16 protein-coding genes are annotated in these 18,417 nt (G+C 68.8%); 8 read left to right on the top strand and 8 right to left on the bottom strand.

Annotation, left to right across the window (positions count from 1 at the left end):
* Positions 1-11 precede the first annotated feature (11 nt).
* From N5095_RS13890 to N5095_RS13880, 3 genes are all read right to left on the bottom strand, one after another.
* A complete protein-coding gene (locus N5095_RS13890; protein ID WP_267624487.1) occupies positions 12-1,088 on the bottom strand; it encodes an asparagine synthase C-terminal domain-containing protein in 1,077 nt (358 codons plus the stop codon).
* Positions 1,089-1,114: 26 nt separating this feature from the next.
* Entirely contained in the window at positions 1,115-1,798 is a 684-nt protein-coding gene (locus N5095_RS13885; RefSeq protein WP_267623495.1) for a PHP domain-containing protein, read from the bottom strand.
* 93 nt (positions 1,799-1,891) lie between these two features.
* Positions 1,892-2,086 carry a hypothetical protein gene (locus tag N5095_RS13880; protein WP_267623494.1) on the bottom strand — a complete coding sequence of 65 codons (195 nt, stop codon included), beginning with the start codon at positions 2,084-2,086 and terminating at the stop codon, positions 1,892-1,894.
* Positions 2,087-2,342: 256 nt separating this feature from the next.
* On the opposite strand from N5095_RS13880, the gene N5095_RS13875 reads away from it, so the two are divergent.
* Entirely contained in the window at positions 2,343-3,923 is a 1,581-nt protein-coding gene (locus N5095_RS13875; RefSeq protein WP_267623493.1) for a TrkH family potassium uptake protein, read from the top strand.
* A 248-nt stretch (positions 3,924-4,171) separates the two neighbouring features.
* Positions 4,172-6,331, top strand: coding sequence for a phosphoribosylformylglycinamidine synthase subunit PurL (purL, locus tag N5095_RS13870; RefSeq protein ID WP_267623492.1), 2,160 nt, complete (start codon positions 4,172-4,174; stop codon positions 6,329-6,331).
* 113 nt (positions 6,332-6,444) lie between these two features.
* Here the strand turns inward: purL and N5095_RS13865 are convergent, their stop codons facing one another.
* Entirely contained in the window at positions 6,445-6,642 is a 198-nt protein-coding gene (locus N5095_RS13865) for a DUF7550 family protein (protein ID WP_267623491.1), read from the bottom strand.
* 148 nt (positions 6,643-6,790) lie between these two features.
* Here N5095_RS13865 and N5095_RS13860 point away from each other — a divergent pair, with 148 nt between their 5' ends.
* The 6 genes from N5095_RS13860 to N5095_RS13835 all read left to right on the top strand — a co-directional run bounded on the left by N5095_RS13860 (position 6,791) and on the right by N5095_RS13835 (position 13,123).
* On the top strand, positions 6,791-8,581 hold the full coding sequence (locus tag N5095_RS13860; protein WP_267623490.1) for a glycoside hydrolase family 13 protein: 1,791 nt from the start codon (positions 6,791-6,793) through the stop codon (positions 8,579-8,581).
* A gap of 148 nt (positions 8,582-8,729) precedes the next feature.
* Positions 8,730-10,553: a glycoside hydrolase family 13 protein gene (locus tag N5095_RS13855; protein WP_390203448.1), complete on the top strand. Its 1,824-nt coding sequence runs from the start codon at positions 8,730-8,732 to the stop codon at positions 10,551-10,553.
* 359 nt (positions 10,554-10,912) lie between these two features.
* The gene (locus tag N5095_RS13850) at positions 10,913-11,113 is read left to right on the top strand and encodes a DUF7835 family putative zinc beta-ribbon protein (RefSeq protein ID WP_267623487.1); all 201 of its coding nucleotides are present in this window, start codon (positions 10,913-10,915) and stop codon (positions 11,111-11,113) included.
* 137 nt (positions 11,114-11,250) lie between these two features.
* Positions 11,251-12,063, top strand: a complete 813-nt coding sequence (hisF, locus tag N5095_RS13845; RefSeq protein WP_267623486.1) for an imidazole glycerol phosphate synthase subunit HisF — start codon at positions 11,251-11,253, stop codon at positions 12,061-12,063.
* A gap of 102 nt (positions 12,064-12,165) precedes the next feature.
* Entirely contained in the window at positions 12,166-12,333 is a 168-nt protein-coding gene (locus N5095_RS13840) for a DUF1059 domain-containing protein (protein WP_267623484.1), read from the top strand.
* 211 nt (positions 12,334-12,544) lie between these two features.
* A complete protein-coding gene (locus tag N5095_RS13835; RefSeq protein WP_267623483.1) occupies positions 12,545-13,123 on the top strand; it encodes a DUF1684 domain-containing protein in 579 nt (192 codons plus the stop codon).
* 52 nt (positions 13,124-13,175) lie between these two features.
* Here N5095_RS13835 and N5095_RS13830 read toward each other — a convergent pair whose 3' ends face one another.
* The 4 genes from N5095_RS13830 to N5095_RS13815 form a co-directional block, all read right to left on the bottom strand.
* A complete protein-coding gene (locus tag N5095_RS13830; RefSeq protein WP_267623481.1) occupies positions 13,176-14,183 on the bottom strand; it encodes a lysylphosphatidylglycerol synthase transmembrane domain-containing protein in 1,008 nt (335 codons plus the stop codon).
* A 151-nt stretch (positions 14,184-14,334) separates the two neighbouring features.
* Positions 14,335-14,619 carry a DNA-directed RNA polymerase subunit L gene (locus N5095_RS13825; protein WP_267623480.1) on the bottom strand — a complete coding sequence of 95 codons (285 nt, stop codon included), beginning with the start codon at positions 14,617-14,619 and terminating at the stop codon, positions 14,335-14,337.
* Between the two features lie 334 nt (positions 14,620-14,953).
* Positions 14,954-17,497, bottom strand: coding sequence for a dihydropteroate synthase (gene folP / locus N5095_RS13820; RefSeq protein ID WP_267623479.1), 2,544 nt, complete (start codon positions 17,495-17,497; stop codon positions 14,954-14,956).
* 78 nt (positions 17,498-17,575) lie between these two features.
* Positions 17,576-18,400, bottom strand: coding sequence for a S1 family peptidase (locus N5095_RS13815; protein ID WP_267623478.1), 825 nt, complete (start codon positions 18,398-18,400; stop codon positions 17,576-17,578).
* Between the last annotated feature and the right edge of the window lie 17 nt (positions 18,401-18,417).

Below are 18,417 nucleotides of genomic sequence, written 5' to 3'. Positions count from 1 at the left end.
GCCTGTTCGCCCTACTCCTCCAGCAACGACTCGACGTACTGCCCGACGTGGTCGTCCATCCGCCGCTTGAACCCGGCCTGCCGAGCCAGCCGATCCAGTTCCCGCGACGCGTAGGTGCCGTACTGGACCGCCTTCTTGTCGGCCGTCCGAACCGACTCCGGCACCAACCCCCTCGCCGCCTGCCGGAGCGCCACCTTCCGCTCGTCGCCCGAGACGAGGAGGTCGTCCGGCAGTCGGAGCGCCGCGTCGACGACCCGGTCGTGGAGCAGCGGCGTCACCGGCTCGACGCCGGCGGCACGGAGCGTCAGCACGTCGCGGGTCAGTTGGTCGGGGAGCGACGCGACGACCTCGCGGGTCGCCCCGCGGACGGTGTCGGCGTCGACGCGGTGGTCCTCGGCGGGGTCGACGACCTTCGCGTACCCCCCGAACAGTTCGTCGGCTCCCTGCCCGAGTGCGAGGCGGTCGTACCCGTCGGCGGCGACGCACTCGGCGACGAGGTACAGCGGGAGGGCGATGGCGACGTCCATGGCGTTCGCCCGACCGGTCGCCCGGGAAATCTCGGGCACCGCCCGTTCGAGGTCGTCGTGGGTGAGTTCGACCACCCGCAACTCGCGACCCATCGCGTCGGCGGCGTCGCGAGCGGCGGCCACGTCGTGTGAGCCGGGGAAGCCGGCGACGTAACACGGCGCCTCGGGGACGCCGGCGGCGACGACTGCGGAGTCGACGCCGCCGGAGAACGCGACGGCCAACCCGTCGGCGTCGACGGACTCGACGCTCGTTCGGACCGCCGACTCGACGGTGTCGCCGGCCGACTCCGAATCGGACGCCGGCGGCGACGGGAGCGTCCACACCCGTCGGTCGCCGGTCCCGTCACGGACACAGCCGGCCGGAACCGGGTCGGGGTCGACGAGGTCGGTCGGGTCGTCGCTCCAGACGGTCGGATCGTCGGCCTCGGAGAACACCGGCCGGCGGCCGAGCACGTCCCTGACGAGGGCGCCGTCGAGGCGTCCGGCGAACCCGCCGGTGCCGGGGAGCGGGGTACTGTCCCCGAGCGCCGCCCGGACGAGGTCGGCGTCGACGCCCGACAGGTCGGATTCGTCCTCCCCTGCGGCGGTCACAGCAGGTCGGCGAAGCGGTGTCGAACCCGCCGTTTCGCGCCGCCGGCGGCCTGTCTGGCGGAGACCCGCCACGGCGTCCGACTCCCGTTGACGCTGGCTCGCCCGTCGACGATGGCGTCGAGAATCGCCGCCGCGCTGCGCTCGTCGGTGCCGACTTCCGTCACCGCCTGCCCGACCATCTCGGCGATGTGGGCGTCGCTGCCGGCGGTCGTCGGTAGCCCCCGGCGGACGGCGAAGCGGTCGGCGCGTCTGTTGGCGACGCCGGTCAGGAGTCGGGAGTTGTACGTCTCGATGGCGTCGGCGCTCGCGAGTTGGTCACGCGAGACGTGTGGCGCGACGCCGTGGCGGGACTTCTGGAACGGGTGGGGGACGACTGCGACCCCGCCGAGGTCGCGGATGCGGTCGAGCGTCTCGTCGAAGGGGAGGCCGGCCGGCACGAGTTCGTCGATGCCGAACGCCAGGAGGTGGCCCGCGGCGGTCGTCACTTCCATACCGGGGATGCCGACGAGTCCGTACTCCGGGGCCCGTTCCGCGGCCGCTACGCTGGCGTCTATCTCGTCGTGGTCGGTGACGGCGAGGGCGTCGAGGCCGACGGCGGCGGCCTGTTCGAGCAGCAGCTCGACGGGGTCGCGGCCGTCGTACGAGAGCGCGGAGTGCGCGTGCAGCTCGACCGATAGCACGAGCGCTCCTTGTCGATTCCCCTAAAAAAGTTTCTCGGTCCGGCCCGGTCCGCTCGGTTCGTACCGGTCGTGTCGGCGGCGGTCCGCGCCGACTTACCCGCGAACCATGCTCGGCAGAACGATGAGTACCGTGACGACGGCCGCGAGCACGACGCCGAACCCGTACAGCACCTCCGGCGACGTGACCCCGTGCTCGACGATTCCGGTGAGCGTCTCGGGAGCGATGATGACGACGCCGAGCAGAGCGACTGCCACGCCGAGCGCGCCCCAGAGTCGCGACCCGCTCATGGTTCGATGTGGGGGCTGCGCCGTGGCTGTCTTGCCTCGCGACCCCCGCGCGGGTCGAATACGCCGTCTCCGGCGGCTCTCTGAGTCATATCGGGTACTAACACGGGTCGGTATGATAAACGCCACGGGTTCCCGTGGGGCGTCGACACCGCGCAGGGGCAGACTGTGGGACGATAGCGTAGACAGGCCCCACCGAGTCCCGGACTTCTCGGATACCGAACCCCTTATGCGCGCGCTGATGGTTCCGTGTATACTGATGGGTCCCGCCTCTCTCTCCGTCCTCGACGGCGGTCCGGGTTCTAAGCCCAGTGACTTCGTCGAGTACCGGTCGAGTCTGAGCTTCATCGGTCGGGTGCTGAAGTACCTCTCCGCCGCACCGCTGTTTCCGACGGCCGTCGCCCTCCTGTACGGCGAGAGCCCGCTCCCGTTTCTCGTGACGACCGCCGTCATGGTCGTCCTCGGTACCGCCCTCGAACGGCTCCAGCCGGATCCCGACCTCGGCCACCGCGAGGCGTTCCTCTTCGTGAGTCTCACGTGGCTTATCGTCCCCGTCGTCGGGACGATTCCGTACCTCGTCGCCGGACAGGGGACGGTTGCCTCGCCCGTCAACGCGCTCTTCGAGAGCATGAGCGGGTTCACGACCACGGGGTCGACCGTCCTCGGCGAAATCTCCTTCGAGGCGCACTCGCGTTCGATTCTCATGTGGCGACAGCTGACGCAGTGGCTTGGCGGCATGGGAATCCTGGTTCTCATGGTCGCCATCCTCCCGGAGCTGTCGGTCGGCGGTGCTCAGATTTTCCGCGAGGAGGCACCGGGCGTGACTATCGACAAGCTCACGCCGCACATCCAGGACACCGCCCGTGCGCTGTGGGCCATCTACGCCGGCTTCACCCTCGCCGCCGTCCTCACCTACTACGGGCTCCACCTCCTCGGAGTCGCACCGAACATGGACTTCTACGGGGCAGTGGCGCACGCCTTGACCACGCTCCCGACCGGCGGCTTCTCTCCCCGGGCTCGGAGTATGGAGGCGTTCTCGCCGGCCATCCAGTGGGCCGTGATACTCTTCATGGTCGTCGCCGGCACCAACTTCGCGCTGTTCTGGTACGGGTTCCGCGGAGAGCCCCGCCGGCTGCTCCGGAACGACGAGTTCCGCGGCTACCTCTTCGCGATGGCGGTCGTCAGCGCGCTCCTGGCGGGGCTGCTGTTCGCCGGAGTCGGCCTCGCCGAGGCGCCGACCAACATCGACCCCATCCCCGGTAACGTCGAGAACGCGCTCCGCCAGGCCGTGTTCCAGACGGTCGCCATCGTGACCACGACGGGGTACGCGAGCATGGACTTCAACACGTGGGACCAGTCGACCCAGCTCGTGCTCCTCCTGGCCATGTTCCTCGGCGGGTCGGCCGGCTCCGCGGCCGGGGGCATCAAGATCGTCCGCTGGTACGTGATTCAGAAGGCGATGTCCCGCGAGGTGTTCCAGTCGATTCACCCGGAGGCGGTCCACCCCATTCGGCTCTCGGGGAACGTCGCGGAGGAGGAGACGGTCAGAAGCATCCTCGTGTTCGTGATGACGTTCTTCACCATCTTCGCGGTGTCGACGGTGCTCATCTACGTCGACAGCCTCCGAATCGGGCTCGAACTCTCCGCCATCGAGGCGGTCGGGGCGACCGTGGCGACCCTCGGTAACGTCGGGCCCGGGGTCGGTGTCGTCGGACCGATGAACAACTTCCTGCCCTTCTCCGCGCCGGCGAAGCTGTACATGGTGTTTCTGATGTGGATCGGCAGGTTGGAGATTCTGTCCGTCCTCGTGGTGTTCGCTCCCTCGTACTGGAAGCGGTGACCGCGTCGGCGAACCGGATGCCGTGGTCGCCCGTCTCGACGAAAACGCGAGCAACGCCGGAGGCACGAACAACTCCACGACGGTCGGTGTCCCCGCGACACCGACACCGCCGACGTCTCTTCGTCCGAGCCACGGCTGAGGTTTCGACCGGTCGAGCGACGCGGCCGGCAATTCGGGCGACGCGCTCGTCAATCCACGAACGTGCACAACGAAAGGCCTTTCTCCGGTCGTTCTGACCACACGAGTGGATGAGTCTCGCCGATTCGGACCACGACCTGATCCGGGCGGAGCTCGGGCGCGACCCGACGCCCGAGGAGGCCGCCCTCTTCGAGAACCTCTGGAGCGAGCACTGTGCCTACCGCTCCTCCCGGCCCCTGCTGGGCGCGTTCGACTCGGAGGGCGAGCACGTCGTCGTCGGCCCGGGCGACGACGCCGCCGTCGTCTCGCTCCCCGGAAGCGACGACCACTGGATAACCCTCGGTATCGAGAGCCACAACCACCCGTCGTACGTCGACCCGTTCGACGGCGCGGCGACGGGTGTCGGCGGCATCGTCCGCGACACGCTGTCGATGGGCGCCTACCCTATCGCACTGACTGACTCCCTCTATTTTGGCGGGTTCGACCGCGAGCACACCCGCTACCTGCTGGAGGGCGTCGTCGAGGGTATCAGCCACTACGGCAACTGCATCGGCGTCCCCACGGTCGGCGGCAGCGTCGCCTTCCACGAGGGGTACGAAGGGAACCCCCTCGTCAACGTCGCCTGCGTCGGTCTGCTCCCTTCGGACCGCCTCGTCACCGCGGTGGCACAGGAGCCGGGCAACAAGCTGGTACTCGTCGGCAACGCGACCGGTCGCGACGGGCTGGGCGGCGCCTCCTTCGCCTCGGAGGACCTCGCCGAGGACGCGGAGACCGAGGACCGCCCTGCCGTCCAAGTCGGCGACCCCTACGCCGAGAAGCGTCTCATCGAGTGCAACGAGGCGCTGCTTGACGAGGACCTGCTCCTGTCGGCTCGTGACCTCGGCGCGGCCGGGCTGGGCGGCGCCTCCTCGGAACTCGTCGCGAAGGGCGACCTCGGCGCCCGCATCGACCTCGACCGGGTCCACCAGCGCGAGCCGAACATGAGCCCCCTCGAAATCCTGCTCGCGGAGTCCCAGGAGCGGATGTGTTACGAGGTCGCCCCCGAAGACGTGGAGCGCGTCCGCGAGTTGGCCGCCCGCTTCGACCTCGGCTGTTCGGTCATCGGCGAGGTGACCGACGGGAACTACGTCTGTACGTTCCCGGGCGAGGACGGAGACGACAACCTCGAACGCGAGACCGTCGTCGACGTCCCCGCCGAACTGCTCGCCGACGGCGCACCCACGAACGACCTCGACAGCGGCGACCCGGTCCAGCCGGAACGCGACCTCCCCGACGCGGACCTCGGCGAGGCGTTCGAGGCGGTCGTCGCCAGCCCCTCGACGGCGAGCAAGCGGTGGGTGTACCGCCAGTACGACCACGAGGTCGGGCTCAGAACCGCGGTCGAACCCGGCGACGACGCGGCGGTGATGGCCATCAGGGAGACTGAGACGGGCGACGGAAACGGCGTCGGCCTCGCGCTCTCCGCCGGCGCCGTCCCGAACTGGACCGCCTGCGCACCCTACGAGGGCGCCCGCGCCGTCGCGCTGGAGAACGCGACCAACCTCGCGGCGGTCGGCGCGACCCCGCTCGCGGCGGTCGACTGTCTCAACGGCGGCAACCCGGAGAAGCCGGCGGTCTATGGGGGGTTCAAAGGCATCGTCGACGGTCTCGCCGACATGTGCCGGGACCTGTCGGTCCCGGTCGTCGGCGGCAACGTCTCGCTGTACAACGACTCGGTCGCCGGCCCCATCCCGCCGACGCCGACGCTCGCGATGGTCGGCACCCGTGAGGGGTACTCGGCGCCCGGGTCGGCGCTCTCCGGCGAGGGGACGCTCCTCCTCGTCGGCGACGCCGGTGGCGCCCTCGGCGGCTCCGAGTACCTCGCGACGACGGGCGGCAGCGACCGGTTCCCGGCGCTCCCCGAGACGCCGACCCCGACTCTCAGGGCCATCGCCGACGTCGCCGACGCCGAGGGGACCCTCGCCGTCCACGACGTGAGCGACGGCGGCCTCGCCGTTGCGCTCGCCGAGATGGTGACCGACGACGCCGGTCTCTCCGCGGCGGTCGACGACGCCCTCGCGCTGTTCGACGAGACGCCCGGCCGAGCCGTCGTCGAGACGACCGACCCCGAGTCGGTGACCGAGCGCTTCGACGGCGTCGCCGACGTGGTCGAACTCGGCTCGGCGGACGGAAGCGGTCGACTGGAGCTGACGGTCGGCGACGAGTCACTCGAGTACGGCGTCGCCGAGATTCGGGAGCTTCGGGACGTGCTAGCCCAGGGCCTGGACTGAACCGGTCGTCGAGCGCTTCGGGACGACCTCGGTCGTCACGGAACGCGAGCGCGGCCGCTGAAGGCGGGAGCGAGACGGTGACGGTGTCCGTCACCGAGAACTGCGTCGAGAAATCAGAACAGCAACGGGACGCCGAAGACGACGAGCAGGCCGACGAGGAGGACCGCGAAGCCGATTCCGACCTCCTTCGTCGAGTACGCCTGCATCGGCGAGGTCGTCCGCCCCGTCGCCGGGTTGTCGCTGTGGTTGTGCGGCGAGCCGTCGCGGTCCTCCGCCGGACCCGACCCCGACCCGTGACTGTGGTCTGCCATAGATGCAGGTCGGAGGCGCCGCTACAAAAAGCCAGGTGGACCGCCGCCGCCGTTCGGACCGACGGCTGCCGTGTAGACGTGGTACCGACCGACAGACGCGACGTCCGACGATTCACCTAAATGGGAGGCGCGAGTGAGTCAACGTGACATGAGTGGCGTGACGCGCGACGAGATCGACCGCCAGTGGTGGAAGGAGGCGGTCGTCTATCAGATCTATCCGCGTAGTTTCAACGACACGGACGGCAACGGCGTGGGCGACATCCCGGGCATCATCGAGAAGCTGGACTACCTCGACTACCTCGGCGTCGACTGCATCTGGCTCAACCCGGTGTACGAGTCCCCCAACGCCGACAACGGGTACGACATCGCCGACTACCGCTCCATCATGGCCGAGTTCGGGACGATGGACGACTGGGAGGACCTGCTGGAGGGCCTCCACGACCGCGACATCAGGCTCATCATGGACCTCGTGGTGAACCACACGAGCGACGAGCACGAGTGGTTCGTCAACTCCCGTGACGAGCCGGATTCGGAGTACCGCGACTACTACATCTGGCGGCAGGGCCGCACCGACGTCGACGGCTTCACCGGGCACCGCGGGCCCGAGGGCGAGGCGCCGCCCAACGAGTGGGGCTCCTTCTTCGGCGGCCCCGCGTGGGAGTACGACGAGGCTTCCGAGGAGTGGTACCTCCACCTCTTCGACGTGAAACAGCCGGACCTCAACTGGGAGAACGAGCAGGTCCGCGAGGACGTCTTCGAGATGATGGAGTTCTGGCTGGAGAAGGGCATCGACGGGTTCCGCATGGACGTCATCAACCTCATCTCGAAGCCCGACGCCATCACGCAACACGATCCGCCCGAACCCTCGGACTTCGGCGGCACCATCGACGGGCCGAAGGTCCACGAGTACCTCGGCGAGATGGGCGACCGCGTCCTCTCCGAGGACCTCCTCACCGTCGGCGAGTGCATCGGGAGCGACATGGCGATGGACGAGGCCCAGCGCTACGTCGGCCGCGACGGCGACGGGCTGAGCATGATCTTCCACTTCGAACACGTCCTGCTCGACCAGGGCGGAGAGATATGGGAGACGAGCGACTGGGACCTCCGGGAGCTGAAAGGCGTGTTCTCGAAGTGGCAGCACGGCCTGCAGGACGACGGCTGGAACTCGCTGTATCTCAACAACCACGACCAGCCCCGGATGGTCTCGCGGTTCGGCAACGACGAGGAGTACCGACGGGAGTCCGCGAAACTGCTCGGCACGCTGTTACACACGATGCAGGGCACCCCCTACGTGTACCAGGGGGAGGAACTCGGCATGACGAACGTCTCCTTCGACTCCCTGGAGGAGTTCCGCGACGTGGAGACGCTCCAGCCGGTCCGAAACGCCCTCGAATCCGGCGATATCGACAGCTTCGAGCAGGTACGCGAGGGACTCGAGGCGAACAGCCGCGACAACGCCCGAACCCCGATGCAGTGGGACGACACGGACAACGCCGGGTTCACGACGGGCGAACCGTGGCTCAAGGTGGCGGGGAACCACGACGAGATCAACGTCGAGGTGGAGCGCGGCGACCCCGACTCCGTCCTGGAGTACTACCGCCGCCTGTTCGACCTCCGCGACGACCACGAAATCCTCGTCTACGGCGGCTACGACGACCTCTGGTTCGACCACCCGGAGCTGTGGTCGTACACGCGCTCGCTCGACGACGAGCGACTGCTCGTGACGCTCAACTTCTCGGACACCGAGACGTTCTTCGAGGTGCCGAACCCCGAGGACCACGACGGCGACCACCCCATCTGGACGCCCGACGTGGACGGCGCAGACGAGGTCGAGCTCCTCCTCTCGAACTACGACGAGGTCGGCGAGACCGACGACCCGAGCGAGTACGTCCTCCGCCCGTGGGAGGCACGAGTGTACCACCTGACTGGCGTGGAGTAAAACCCCGACCCGGATGCGCCGTCGGACCGAGCGTCGCCTCGGCGTCGAGTGGCGCTTCGACGCCGAAAATATCAACATTCGGCCACGAACTCGACGGGGCGAACCGACGGAACAAAGAACACGCACGGGAGAGAGCCGTACAGTGAGCGTGCCGCGTATCGATAGAGAGTGGTGGAAGGAAGCAGTCGTCTATCAGGTCTATCCGCGGAGTTTCAACGACAGCGACGGCGACGGCATCGGCGACATCCCCGGCCTCGTCGAGAAGTTGGACTACCTCGACTACCTCGGCGTCGACGTCGTCTGGCTCAACCCGGTCTACGAGTCGCCCGAGGCCGACAACGGGTACGACGTGTCGGACTACCGGTCGATTATGGACAAGTTCGGGACGATGGCGGATTGGGAGGAACTCCTCGCGGGGTTGCACGACCGGGACATGAAACTCATCATGGACCTCGTCGTCAACCACACCAGCGACGAACACGAGTGGTTCGTCGAGGCCCGGAACGACCCGAACTCGAAGTTCCGCGACTACTACGTCTGGGAGGACGGTGAGCCAGTCGAGACGCAGGGCCCCGACGGCGCGTCCGGGGGGAGTTCGACCGCCGGCGCCGGGGCGGCCGCCGAACGCCCGCCCAACAACTGGGAGTCGTTCTTCGGTGGCCCGGCGTGGACGTACGACGAGGCCTCCCAGGAGTGGTTCCTCCACCTGTTCCACGAGAAACAGCCGGACCTCAACTGGGACAACCCCGCGGTCCGGACGGAGATTTTCGAGATGATGGAGTGGTGGCTGGAGAAGGGCATCGACGGGTTCCGTATGGACGTCATCAACGTCCTCTCGAAGCCCGAGGGGTTCCCGGACGGCGAGGACGACGACGCCATCGTCCGCGGCGCCGACCAGTTCGTCAACGGGCCGCGCATCCACGAGTTCCTCGGCGAGATGTACGACCGGGTGCTGTCGAACTACGACGCGATGACCGTCGGCGAGATGGTCGACCTCTCCGTCGAGGAGGCGAAGCAGTTCATCGGCCCCCACGGCGACGGGATGAGCATGGCGTTCAACTTCGACCACATGCGCCTCGACTTCGGGCACCACGGGCGCTGGGACAAAGGCGAGTGGTCGGTCCGTGAACTGAAACGGACGCTGACCCGCTGGCAGAACGGACTGGAGGAGGAAGGGTGGAACAGCGTCTACATGGGCAACCACGACGAGCCCCGGATGGTGTCGCGGTTCGGCCACGACGGCCAGTTCCGCCGGGAGTCCGCGAAACTGCTCGCGACCGTCCTCATGACGCTCCAGGGGACCACCTACATCTACCAGGGCGACGAGATCGGCATGACGAACTACCCGTTCTCCGGGCTCGACGAGGTGCGCGACGTCGACACCATCCGCAACGTCGAGGTCGCCCGCAAGCAGGGTCGATTCGGCAGCGAGGAGGAGATGCTCGAACTCGTTCGGCACCGCTCGCGGGACAACGCCCGGACGCCGATGCAGTGGACGGACGGGGCGCAGGCCGGGTTCACCGAGGGGACGCCGTGGATTCCGGTCAACCCGAACCACACCAGAATCAACGTCGAGGCGGAGCGCGGCGACACGGAGTCGGTGCTCGAGTACTACCGCCGCGTCATCGACCTGCGTCACGACCACGACGTGCTCGTCTACGGGACGTACACCCTCCACCTCCCCGACCACGAGTGTCTGTGGGTGTACGAGCGCGAACTCGCCCCCGAACGGGAGTTCGAGCGGGACGGTGACGAGCCGTCCGGCGAGGAGACCGACCCCGACGAGGGCGACGGCGGCGAGCGCGTGCTCGTCGTGCTGAACTTCTCTGACACGGCGACGACGTTCGAGCCGCCGGCGTCCATCCGCGGACTCGACGTCGAGACGCTCGTCAGCAACTACGACACGACGGTCGACGAGGTCGGGGTCGAAGAACTCCGCCCCTACGAGGCGCGGGTGCTCGCGGTCCGCTGAGCGTCGACGGCCGCCGAACGCCCGCCGGCGTCTGATTACGCCCCCAGTTACGTTTCCGCTCCGTGAGCCGACCGTCCGGTCAACGCACCGTTGGGGCCGGTAAACCGTCACTTTGCCGGACGAGTCCCGTTTCCGGACCGTTGCAGGCTCGGGACGATGACTCCCTGTTATGCGGCCGCCTGGCGTACGAGCGAAGCGTCACGCGGCCATCCGACCCGTGACAGCCGGAATGCATGCCGCCGCAAGCGGCGTGCCATCGTGATCGTCCCGGCGCGCGATCAGTCTCCGTCGGTCGGCACCCGTCGACCGACTCGGGACGCCCGGACCGCTCCGGGCACAGACGCCGGACACCCCCACCGATGGCAACGAAACACCCGCGACAACAGCTGTTCGTCGAGCCGTGCGAGGCGTGCGGCGACGACACCCCCCACGACGTGTCGATTAGCATCGTCACCGAGTCGAAGAAGAAAGCGAACACCGAGTTCTCCCGCGAACCGTACCGCGTCACCGTCTGCTCGGTCTGTGGACTACAGACCCAACAGCGGATGAACAACGTCTAGCCGGGGCGATACCCCGACACGGTCTTTTCTCGTCGTCTTCGCCTGTCGTCCTCGCTCGCCGTCCTCGACTACTGCCTCCCGACCAGTCGCCGCTGTCGAAACCGTGAAACGCGCGACCCGCGAACCTCCGGTAACGAATGCTGACGAAGCGCGTCATCCCCTGTATCGACGTGGACCTGGACGAGGACGGAAACCCGGCGGTGTACACGGGTGTCAACTTCGAGGACCTCGAGTACACCGGCGACCCGGTCGAGATGGCTCGCGCCTACAACGAGGCCGGCGCCGACGAGTTCGTCTTCCTCGACATCACCGCCTCGGCCGAAGGCAGAGAGACGATGCTCGACACCGTCTCCGCCGTCGCCGACGAGGTGTTCATCCCGCTCACCGTCGGCGGCGGCATCCGAACGGAGGCGGACATCAAGGAGACCCTCCGCGCCGGCGCCGACAAGGTGTCCATCAACACCGCCGCGCTGGAGCGCCCCGAACTCGTCGAGGAGGGCGCGAAGGCGTTCGGAAGCCAGTGCATCGTCATCTCCGTCGACGCCCGCCGCCGCTACGACGAGCAAGGGGAGCACTACGAGCAGGTCGACGGCGAGTCCTGCTGGTTCGAGTGCACGGTGAAAGGCGGTCGCGAGGGCACCGGTCGCGACGTCGTGGAGTGGGCGGGCGAGGCCGCCGACCGCGGCGCCGGCGAACTGTTCGTCAACTCCATCGACGCCGACGGGACGAAGGATGGCTACGACATCCCGCTCACCCGCGCCGTCTGCGACAACGTCTCGACGCCGGTCATCGCCTCCTCGGGCTGTGGCGGCCCGGAGGACATGTACGAGGTGTTCACCGAGGCCGACGCGGACGCCGCGCTCGCGGCCTCCATCTTCCACTTCGACGAGTACTCCATCGGCGAGTGTAAGGAGTTCCTCGCCGAGCACGACGTGCCGGTCCGGCTCTGAGACGCTCTCGGCCGCTGTTGTGAATCCCGAGACGCCGGTTCACAGGAAGGAGTATTCCTCTCACACCCCTACCTCCCCTCGCTCTTCGGGAGCGTGAGGACCATGAAACACCGTATCAGCTGTCGTGACGCGGGGATGGACTGTGACTTCTCGGTCGAGTCGAGCGACGAACGCGAGGTCATGGACGTCGTCCGAAAGCACGCGAAGGACCACCACGACATGGACGTCTCGGACGACGACATGCGTGGCATGATGCAGCAGTCCGCCTGAGACCGGCCGACCCGACTCGGTGTCCGCGTCCACACGTCCGGTCCGGGCCGGTTCGGTCCATCCAGTCCCCCGATTTTCACCCGTCGTCGTCGCGTCGCCTCGAGAGCGTCGATTGCGGTTCGGTACGGGAGAACAGCCTCACCGAACGCTCCGGCGCCGCGTCGGGGCGGAGGGACCGAGTTGATAACGCGGCGACGCGTACTACCTCCCCATGTCTCACGTATCCGAGAACGACTGGCGGTCCGACCTCCAGACCCACCGCGACGAGAAAGACGAGTTCCTGCGTGAGCACCCCCACTCCCCGCTCCCGGAGGGGGAACGCGAGGGGTTCGAGGGGCTCGACTACTTCGACCCCGACCCGGCGTACCGCTTCGAACTCGACCTGCAGGAGGCAGACGAGAAGGAGACGCTCACCGTCGAGACGACGACCGACGGCGTCCGCGAGTACGTCGCGTGGGGGGTCTTCCGCTTCGACCTCGACGAGGAGGAGCACACCCTTCGGGCGTTCCGAAACGCCGGCGACGACGAAGACGAGGGGTTCTGGCTCCCCTTCCGCGACGGGACCAGCGGCGAGGAGACGTACGGCGCGGGTCGGTACGTCGACCTCGACGCCGACGAAGACCGGACCGACGACGGCCGCTGGGTGGTCGACTTCAACCGCGCGTACAACCCGTTCTGTGCGTACTCCGCGGCCTACGAGTGCCCGCTCGTCCCGGCCTCGAACTGGCTCGAGACCCGAATCGAGGCCGGCGAGAAGACGTACGAGGGGAGCGAGAGCCACCGGGGCTGACGCGGTCGGAGACGGCACCGTAGTGCCGACCGGCGTCACCCACTTGGCCGACTCAGTGCGCGTAGATTTCGTACCCGGTCGCGACGCCGCCGACGAGCACGACGAACCAGTAGCTCGCTACCCGGTACAGCAGCGCGACCGCGGCGGCCGTCCCCGTGCCGAGCGGCGTGAGCGCGACGAGGAGACCGACGATGGCCGCCTCGACGCCGCCCAGTCCGCCGGGGGTGGGGGTGACGCCGGCGAGCGTGCTCGCGGGGACGATGAACAGCACGATGAGCGGGTCGATGGTGATGCCCAGCGACCGCGCGCTGAGGTACAGCGGGGCGGCGAACAGCACCCAGCCAACGAAGGCGTAGACGAGCGTGTGCACCATCACACGGGGGTTGCCGCCGATGATGTCGATGCGGTCGTAGAACCCGTCGACCCGGTCGCGAATCTTCTCGGCGTCGATGCGCTCCGTCCGCCTGGCGATCGGTCCGACGACCTTGACTACGAGCCCCTCGACGAAGTCGCGTCTGCGGTAGCTCAGGTAGATGATGAGCGGCATGGCGACGGCGAGAACTGCGAGGCCGACGATGAGCCCCCGCGCGTTCTGCGGGACGCGATTCTGCACCAGCAGGGCGACGAACCCCACGCCGGCGAACGTAAAGAAGGGGAGGAGGTTCAGCAGGTCGGCGGTGACGACACCGGCGAGGCTCTCCTGGTAGTTCGCGCGGTCGTCCGCCGAGAGAATGTAGGCGATGAACGGGCTCCCCCCGGCCTTGCCGAACGGCGTGACGTAGTCCGCGAACGTCGCCGCGAGGTACGTCGGAACGAGCGACCGCCACGGGATGTGGACGTCGAGGAGGTGGAGAATGACGTCCCACGACTTCGACCACACCAGTAAACAGAGGAGGCTCGACCCGCAGGCGGCGGCTACCCACGCGAAGTTCGCGTCCCGGAGCGTCCGCGTTATCTCCGCCCAGCCGATGACCCGGCCGAACAGGTAGAGGACGACTCCGGCGACGACGAACCCGGCGAGCGCCTTCGCGACGGTCTTCCTGTCGACCGACGCGTTCACTCCGGACGTTTCTGACGCTTGAGACATGTGTGTAGCGTCGACGGGGGTCCACGGCTCCTCCGTGTTCGGAGCTGAATCCGCGCCCGCGTCGTTGGCGGAAAGACGGCCTCGCCGTGGTTGTGTCTATCGGCCCTCGGGACGGGAGCGGCGCCTACAGCGCGGCCTCGAAGGCGTCGTAGAAGTCGGCGGTCATGTCCTGGACGCGGCGGGAGGCCTCGGCGACGGCGTCGAGCGGGTCGAGACCGCCCTCTGTCTTCACCGAGAGGATGGGGTCGGTCTGCCCCCCGGACTGCTCGGGGTTCACGTCGTACGTCGCGGCCGCGACACCCTCCGTCTCCAGCAGTGCGCCCTTCAGTACGTTCATGAACGTGTGGTCCTCGCCGGCTACCTCCATCCGGAGTTCCTCGTCGGTCTTGTCGATGACCCGCAGTTCCATGGCTCTACGTTCCGGGGTCGGGCGTTTCAACGTTTCGTGTTTCGGATTCGTCGTCGCCGCGAGCGAACCGGAGACGGGTCGGGGCCGAGGCCACGAGGCGAACCGGGGACGAATCGAGCCCGGGCCTCGACACGGGAGTTGAAGTACGGTGCCGGGACCACGACCGTCGTGTCCTGACCACCCACCCGGAGCGGTCCGACATCGGGACGGCCCGCCAGCCGTTCCGACGACGGTCGAGACTCCGCCGCGGAGTCCTGGTCCGACGAGTGCGACACCCGTCTCCGGTCCTCGACGAGTCGCCTGTTCGCCCCATCTGTGCCACACTGCCCAGCCCTCAGTCCTGACTCTCGTCCCCGAACTGCGACGGGTCGCTCGCAGCCTCCGCGACCCGGACCGCCCGGACGTTCTCCGCCACGTCGTGGACGCGGACGAGGTCGGCGCCGTTCGCGGCCGCGACTGCCGACCCGGCGACCGTGCTCGGCAGGTCGTCGCCGCCGTCGCCGCCGACGAGTTCGAACATCGACTTGTGGGAGTGGCCGACGAGGACCGGACAGCCGAGCGCGCGGAACTCCTCCAGTCGCCCGAGCAGTTCGAAGTTCTCCGCCTTCGACTTCCCGAAGCCGAGGCCGGGGTCGACGACCACTCGCGCTCTCGGAATCCCGGCCTTCTCGGCGAGCAGGACGCGCTCGCGGAGTTCGGCGATTACGTCCTCGACCACGTCGTCGTACTCGACGTCCTTCCCGGGGACGACGGGCGCGTCGATGCTGTGCATCACGATGACCGGCACCTCCCGCTCGGCGGCGAGAAAGCGCATCTCAGGGTCGGATAGCCCGGTCACGTCGTTGAGCACGTCGGCGCCGGCGTCGAGTGCGGCCTCGCCGACTTCCGCCCGGCGCGTGTCGACCGAGACGGTCACGTCGAGGTCGACGAGCGCCTCGACGACGGGGAGGACCCGGCGTTTCTCCTCGTCGACGGTGACCGGGTCGGCGCCGGGGCGGGTGGACTCGCCGCCCACGTCGATGACGTCGGCGCCGGCGCCGACCATCTCCGTCGCCCTGTCGATGGCTACCCCGGGATCGAGGTACTCGCCGCCGTCGTGGAAGGAGTCGGGGGTGACGTTCAGGATACCCATCACGGCCGTCCGGTCCGCCCACGGGTAGCCGTCGCGCTCCCGGTCGGTGTCGGTGTCGACCGGGTCGTCGAGACCGGCCGGGCTGTCGAGGCCGACCGACGCGGCGAGTTCGGCGGCGACGCCCGACAACCCCAATCCCTGACCGTCGAGCGCGTCGACCAACGCCGCAAACTGCGCGAGCGTCCCCGACAGCACGACCTCGACCAGTTCGCCGCCGCTTCGCAGGCCCGAACTCACACAGGCGCCGCCGACGTCGAGCATCTCGGCGCGGAGTTCCCGTGCCTGCCGGCGCTGGACGCGCGTCCGTACCGTCCGGTGGACGGTCTCGTCGGCCGTCCGTTCGCGGTCCTCGGCGGTCACGTCGGCGCCGGCGAGCACCCGGCTCGCGTCGTCGCGGTCCTGTACCGTCCTCGGCACCGTCACCCGGGAGTAGGGCGCGCGGGCCTCGGCGACGAGGAAGAGCGAGCCAGTGACGAGCACGAACTCGCCGGGTGCGGCGCGTTCTCGCGCGTCGCGGACCGCGTCCGCGACCGTGTCCACGACGCGCACGTCGTCGACGCCGTCGTTCCGGAAGACCCGCGCGAGTACCTCGGGGTCCTCGGCGCGGTCGATAGCCGGACGGCAGGTGACGACGGAGTCGGCGTCGGGGAGCGCCGCCGCCATCCCGGCGTGGTCCTTGTCGTGCATCGCGGCGAACACGAGGTGTAGGCCGTCGACGTCGAACTCGTCGACCGTTCGGGCGAGCTCCGCGCAGGCGCCGGGGTTGTGTGCGCCGTCGAGCACCACCGTCGGCTCGCGTTCGACGACCTCGAATCGACCCGGCCAGTGGGCGTTTCGGAGCCCCCGTGCCACCGTCTCGTCGTCGGTGTCGGCGCCGAGCACCTGCCGTGCGAGCGCGACCGCGACGCCCGCGTTCGACGCCTGATACGCCCCGATTAGCGGGAGCCGGGCCGAGAGCGTCCGCTCGTCGTCGACGACGGTGACTCGCGACTCTTGGTCGTTGATTCGTCCCTCGTAGTCGACGAGGAGGTCCGCTTCGGATTCTGTGGCCCGACCACCGCTCCCGTCTCCGTCCCCGTCGCCGTCCGCTCCCGTCTCGCCGACCACGAGGAGCTCGCCGGCCTCCCTGCGGAGCACGTCGAGCGCCTCGCCGGTCGCGGCGGTGACGAGCGGCGCGCCGTCGGGGGCGACGGCGGCCTTCGTCGTCGCTATCTCCGCTACGGTGTCGCCGAGGACGGCGGTGTGTTCGAGCGTCACGTTCGTCACCGCGCTCGCGACGGGTGAGACGACGCTCGTCGCGTCGAGTTCGCCGCCCATCCCGACTTCGAGGACGGCCAGGTCGACCTCGCGTCGGCCGAACTGCCAGAGCCCCATCGCGGTGACGACCTCGAAGAAGGTGAGCGGCTTCCCGGCGGCGGCCCGCTCGACGAGGAACGGCTTCGCCGCCGCGACGAACGTCGCCACGGCTCCCTTCGTCATCTTCCGGCCGTCGATGCGGATTCGCTCGCGGAGGTCGTCGAAGTGTGGGGAGGTGTAGAGGCCCGTCCGGAGTCCCGCCTCGCGACAGACCGACTCCACCATCCTCGCCGTGCTCCCTTTCCCGTTCGACCCCGCGACCTGGACGAAGTCGACCTCGGAGTGGGGGTCGCCGAGGTGTGCGAGCAGCTCCCGAATCGACTCCGTGCCGGGTTTCACCCGGAACCGGCGGAGGTCGAACAGGAAGTTCGCCGCCTCGTGGTACTGCATGCTCTCGGAGAGTGAGGGCGGTCGCTTAGGCGTGTCGGACCGGGTGGCGCCGACCCTCCGGCGTCGCCTCCGCGACGCTCAGCCCCAGTCCGCGACCGTCTCGAGCACCGTCTCGACGGGGACGTGCAGCGAGTCGGTGTCGACCTCGAAGGACTCCCGCACGCGGGGGTCGCTCGGCTCGGGCGCCGACCCCGGTCGGCGGGTCGTCTCCGGCACGCCCGCGTAGGTCAGGCCCACGACCTCGCCGTCGAGGTTCAGGAGCGGGGAGCCACTGGAGCCCTGCGCGCTCGGCACCGTCGAGACCAGTTGGTCGCCGCCGACGAAGCCGAACCCTCGACCGCGTCGGAGCCGACCGAGAGAGATGACCCAGTAGCCGACGCCGCCCGGGTGGCCGACCTGCACGAGCGGCTGGTCGGACTCGAGGTCGTCGCTCGACCCAGTCGGGAGCGTCGCCGGCACCGGGTCGTCGGTGGCGAGGAGGGCTACGTCCGGGCGTTGGCTCGTCCCGACCACCTCGACTTCGAGGCGCTCACCCGCCAGCGTGTAGCAGGTCACGTCCGTCGCGGCCCCGACGACGTGACCGTTGGTGACGATGCGTCCCTCGTCGAGCACCCAGCCCGTGCCGGCGCCGTAGCGTCCGCCGCCGCGGTCGATTTCGAGGTAGACGACACCGGGCCTAGCCTCCAGGCCCTCTTGTCGGGCGCGGCCGCGAAGCGAGTCCGGGTCGGGCGCCTCGCCGGGTTCGGGCGTCGGCATCGGCGTCCGCTCTTCCTGCTCTGGAATCGGCGGGAGCGGGGTGCTGTCGGGGAGGTCCCAGCGCTCGGGGTACTCCGTGTACGTCGCCGCCCCGGCGCCGCCGACGAAGCCGGCGAGCGCCGCGAGGAGCGACCGTCGCGTGGCCATTACTCCGTCTCGGAGTG

The sequence above is a fragment of the Halobium salinum genome (assembly GCF_026586625.1).
GTDB lineage: Archaea > Halobacteriota > Halobacteria > Halobacteriales > Haloferacaceae > Halobium > Halobium salinum.
This window is presented reverse-complemented; position numbering and strand designations above follow the sequence as displayed.

What these genes read in the sequence shown, in the direction of transcription:
- N5095_RS13880 (WP_267623494.1), bottom strand. Translation starts at nt 2,086, where the DNA reads ATGAGCGGGTCGCGACTCTGGGGCGCGCTCGGCGTGGCAGTCGCTCTG.
- N5095_RS13875 (WP_267623493.1), top strand. Translation starts at nt 2,343, where the DNA reads ATGGGTCCCGCCTCTCTCTCCGTCCTCGACGGCGGTCCGGGTTCTAAG.
- purL (WP_267623492.1), top strand. Translation starts at nt 4,172, where the DNA reads ATGAGTCTCGCCGATTCGGACCACGACCTGATCCGGGCGGAGCTCGGG.
- N5095_RS13865 (WP_267623491.1), bottom strand. Translation starts at nt 6,642, where the DNA reads ATGGCAGACCACAGTCACGGGTCGGGGTCGGGTCCGGCGGAGGACCGC.
- N5095_RS13860 (WP_267623490.1), top strand. Translation starts at nt 6,791, where the DNA reads ATGAGTGGCGTGACGCGCGACGAGATCGACCGCCAGTGGTGGAAGGAG.
- N5095_RS13850 (WP_267623487.1), top strand. Translation starts at nt 10,913, where the DNA reads ATGGCAACGAAACACCCGCGACAACAGCTGTTCGTCGAGCCGTGCGAG.
- hisF (WP_267623486.1), top strand. Translation starts at nt 11,251, where the DNA reads ATGCTGACGAAGCGCGTCATCCCCTGTATCGACGTGGACCTGGACGAG.
- N5095_RS13840 (WP_267623484.1), top strand. Translation starts at nt 12,166, where the DNA reads ATGAAACACCGTATCAGCTGTCGTGACGCGGGGATGGACTGTGACTTC.
- N5095_RS13835 (WP_267623483.1), top strand. Translation starts at nt 12,545, where the DNA reads ATGTCTCACGTATCCGAGAACGACTGGCGGTCCGACCTCCAGACCCAC.
- N5095_RS13825 (WP_267623480.1), bottom strand. Translation starts at nt 14,619, where the DNA reads ATGGAACTGCGGGTCATCGACAAGACCGACGAGGAACTCCGGATGGAG.
- folP (WP_267623479.1), bottom strand. Translation starts at nt 17,497, where the DNA reads ATGCAGTACCACGAGGCGGCGAACTTCCTGTTCGACCTCCGCCGGTTC.
- N5095_RS13815 (WP_267623478.1), bottom strand. Translation starts at nt 18,400, where the DNA reads ATGGCCACGCGACGGTCGCTCCTCGCGGCGCTCGCCGGCTTCGTCGGC.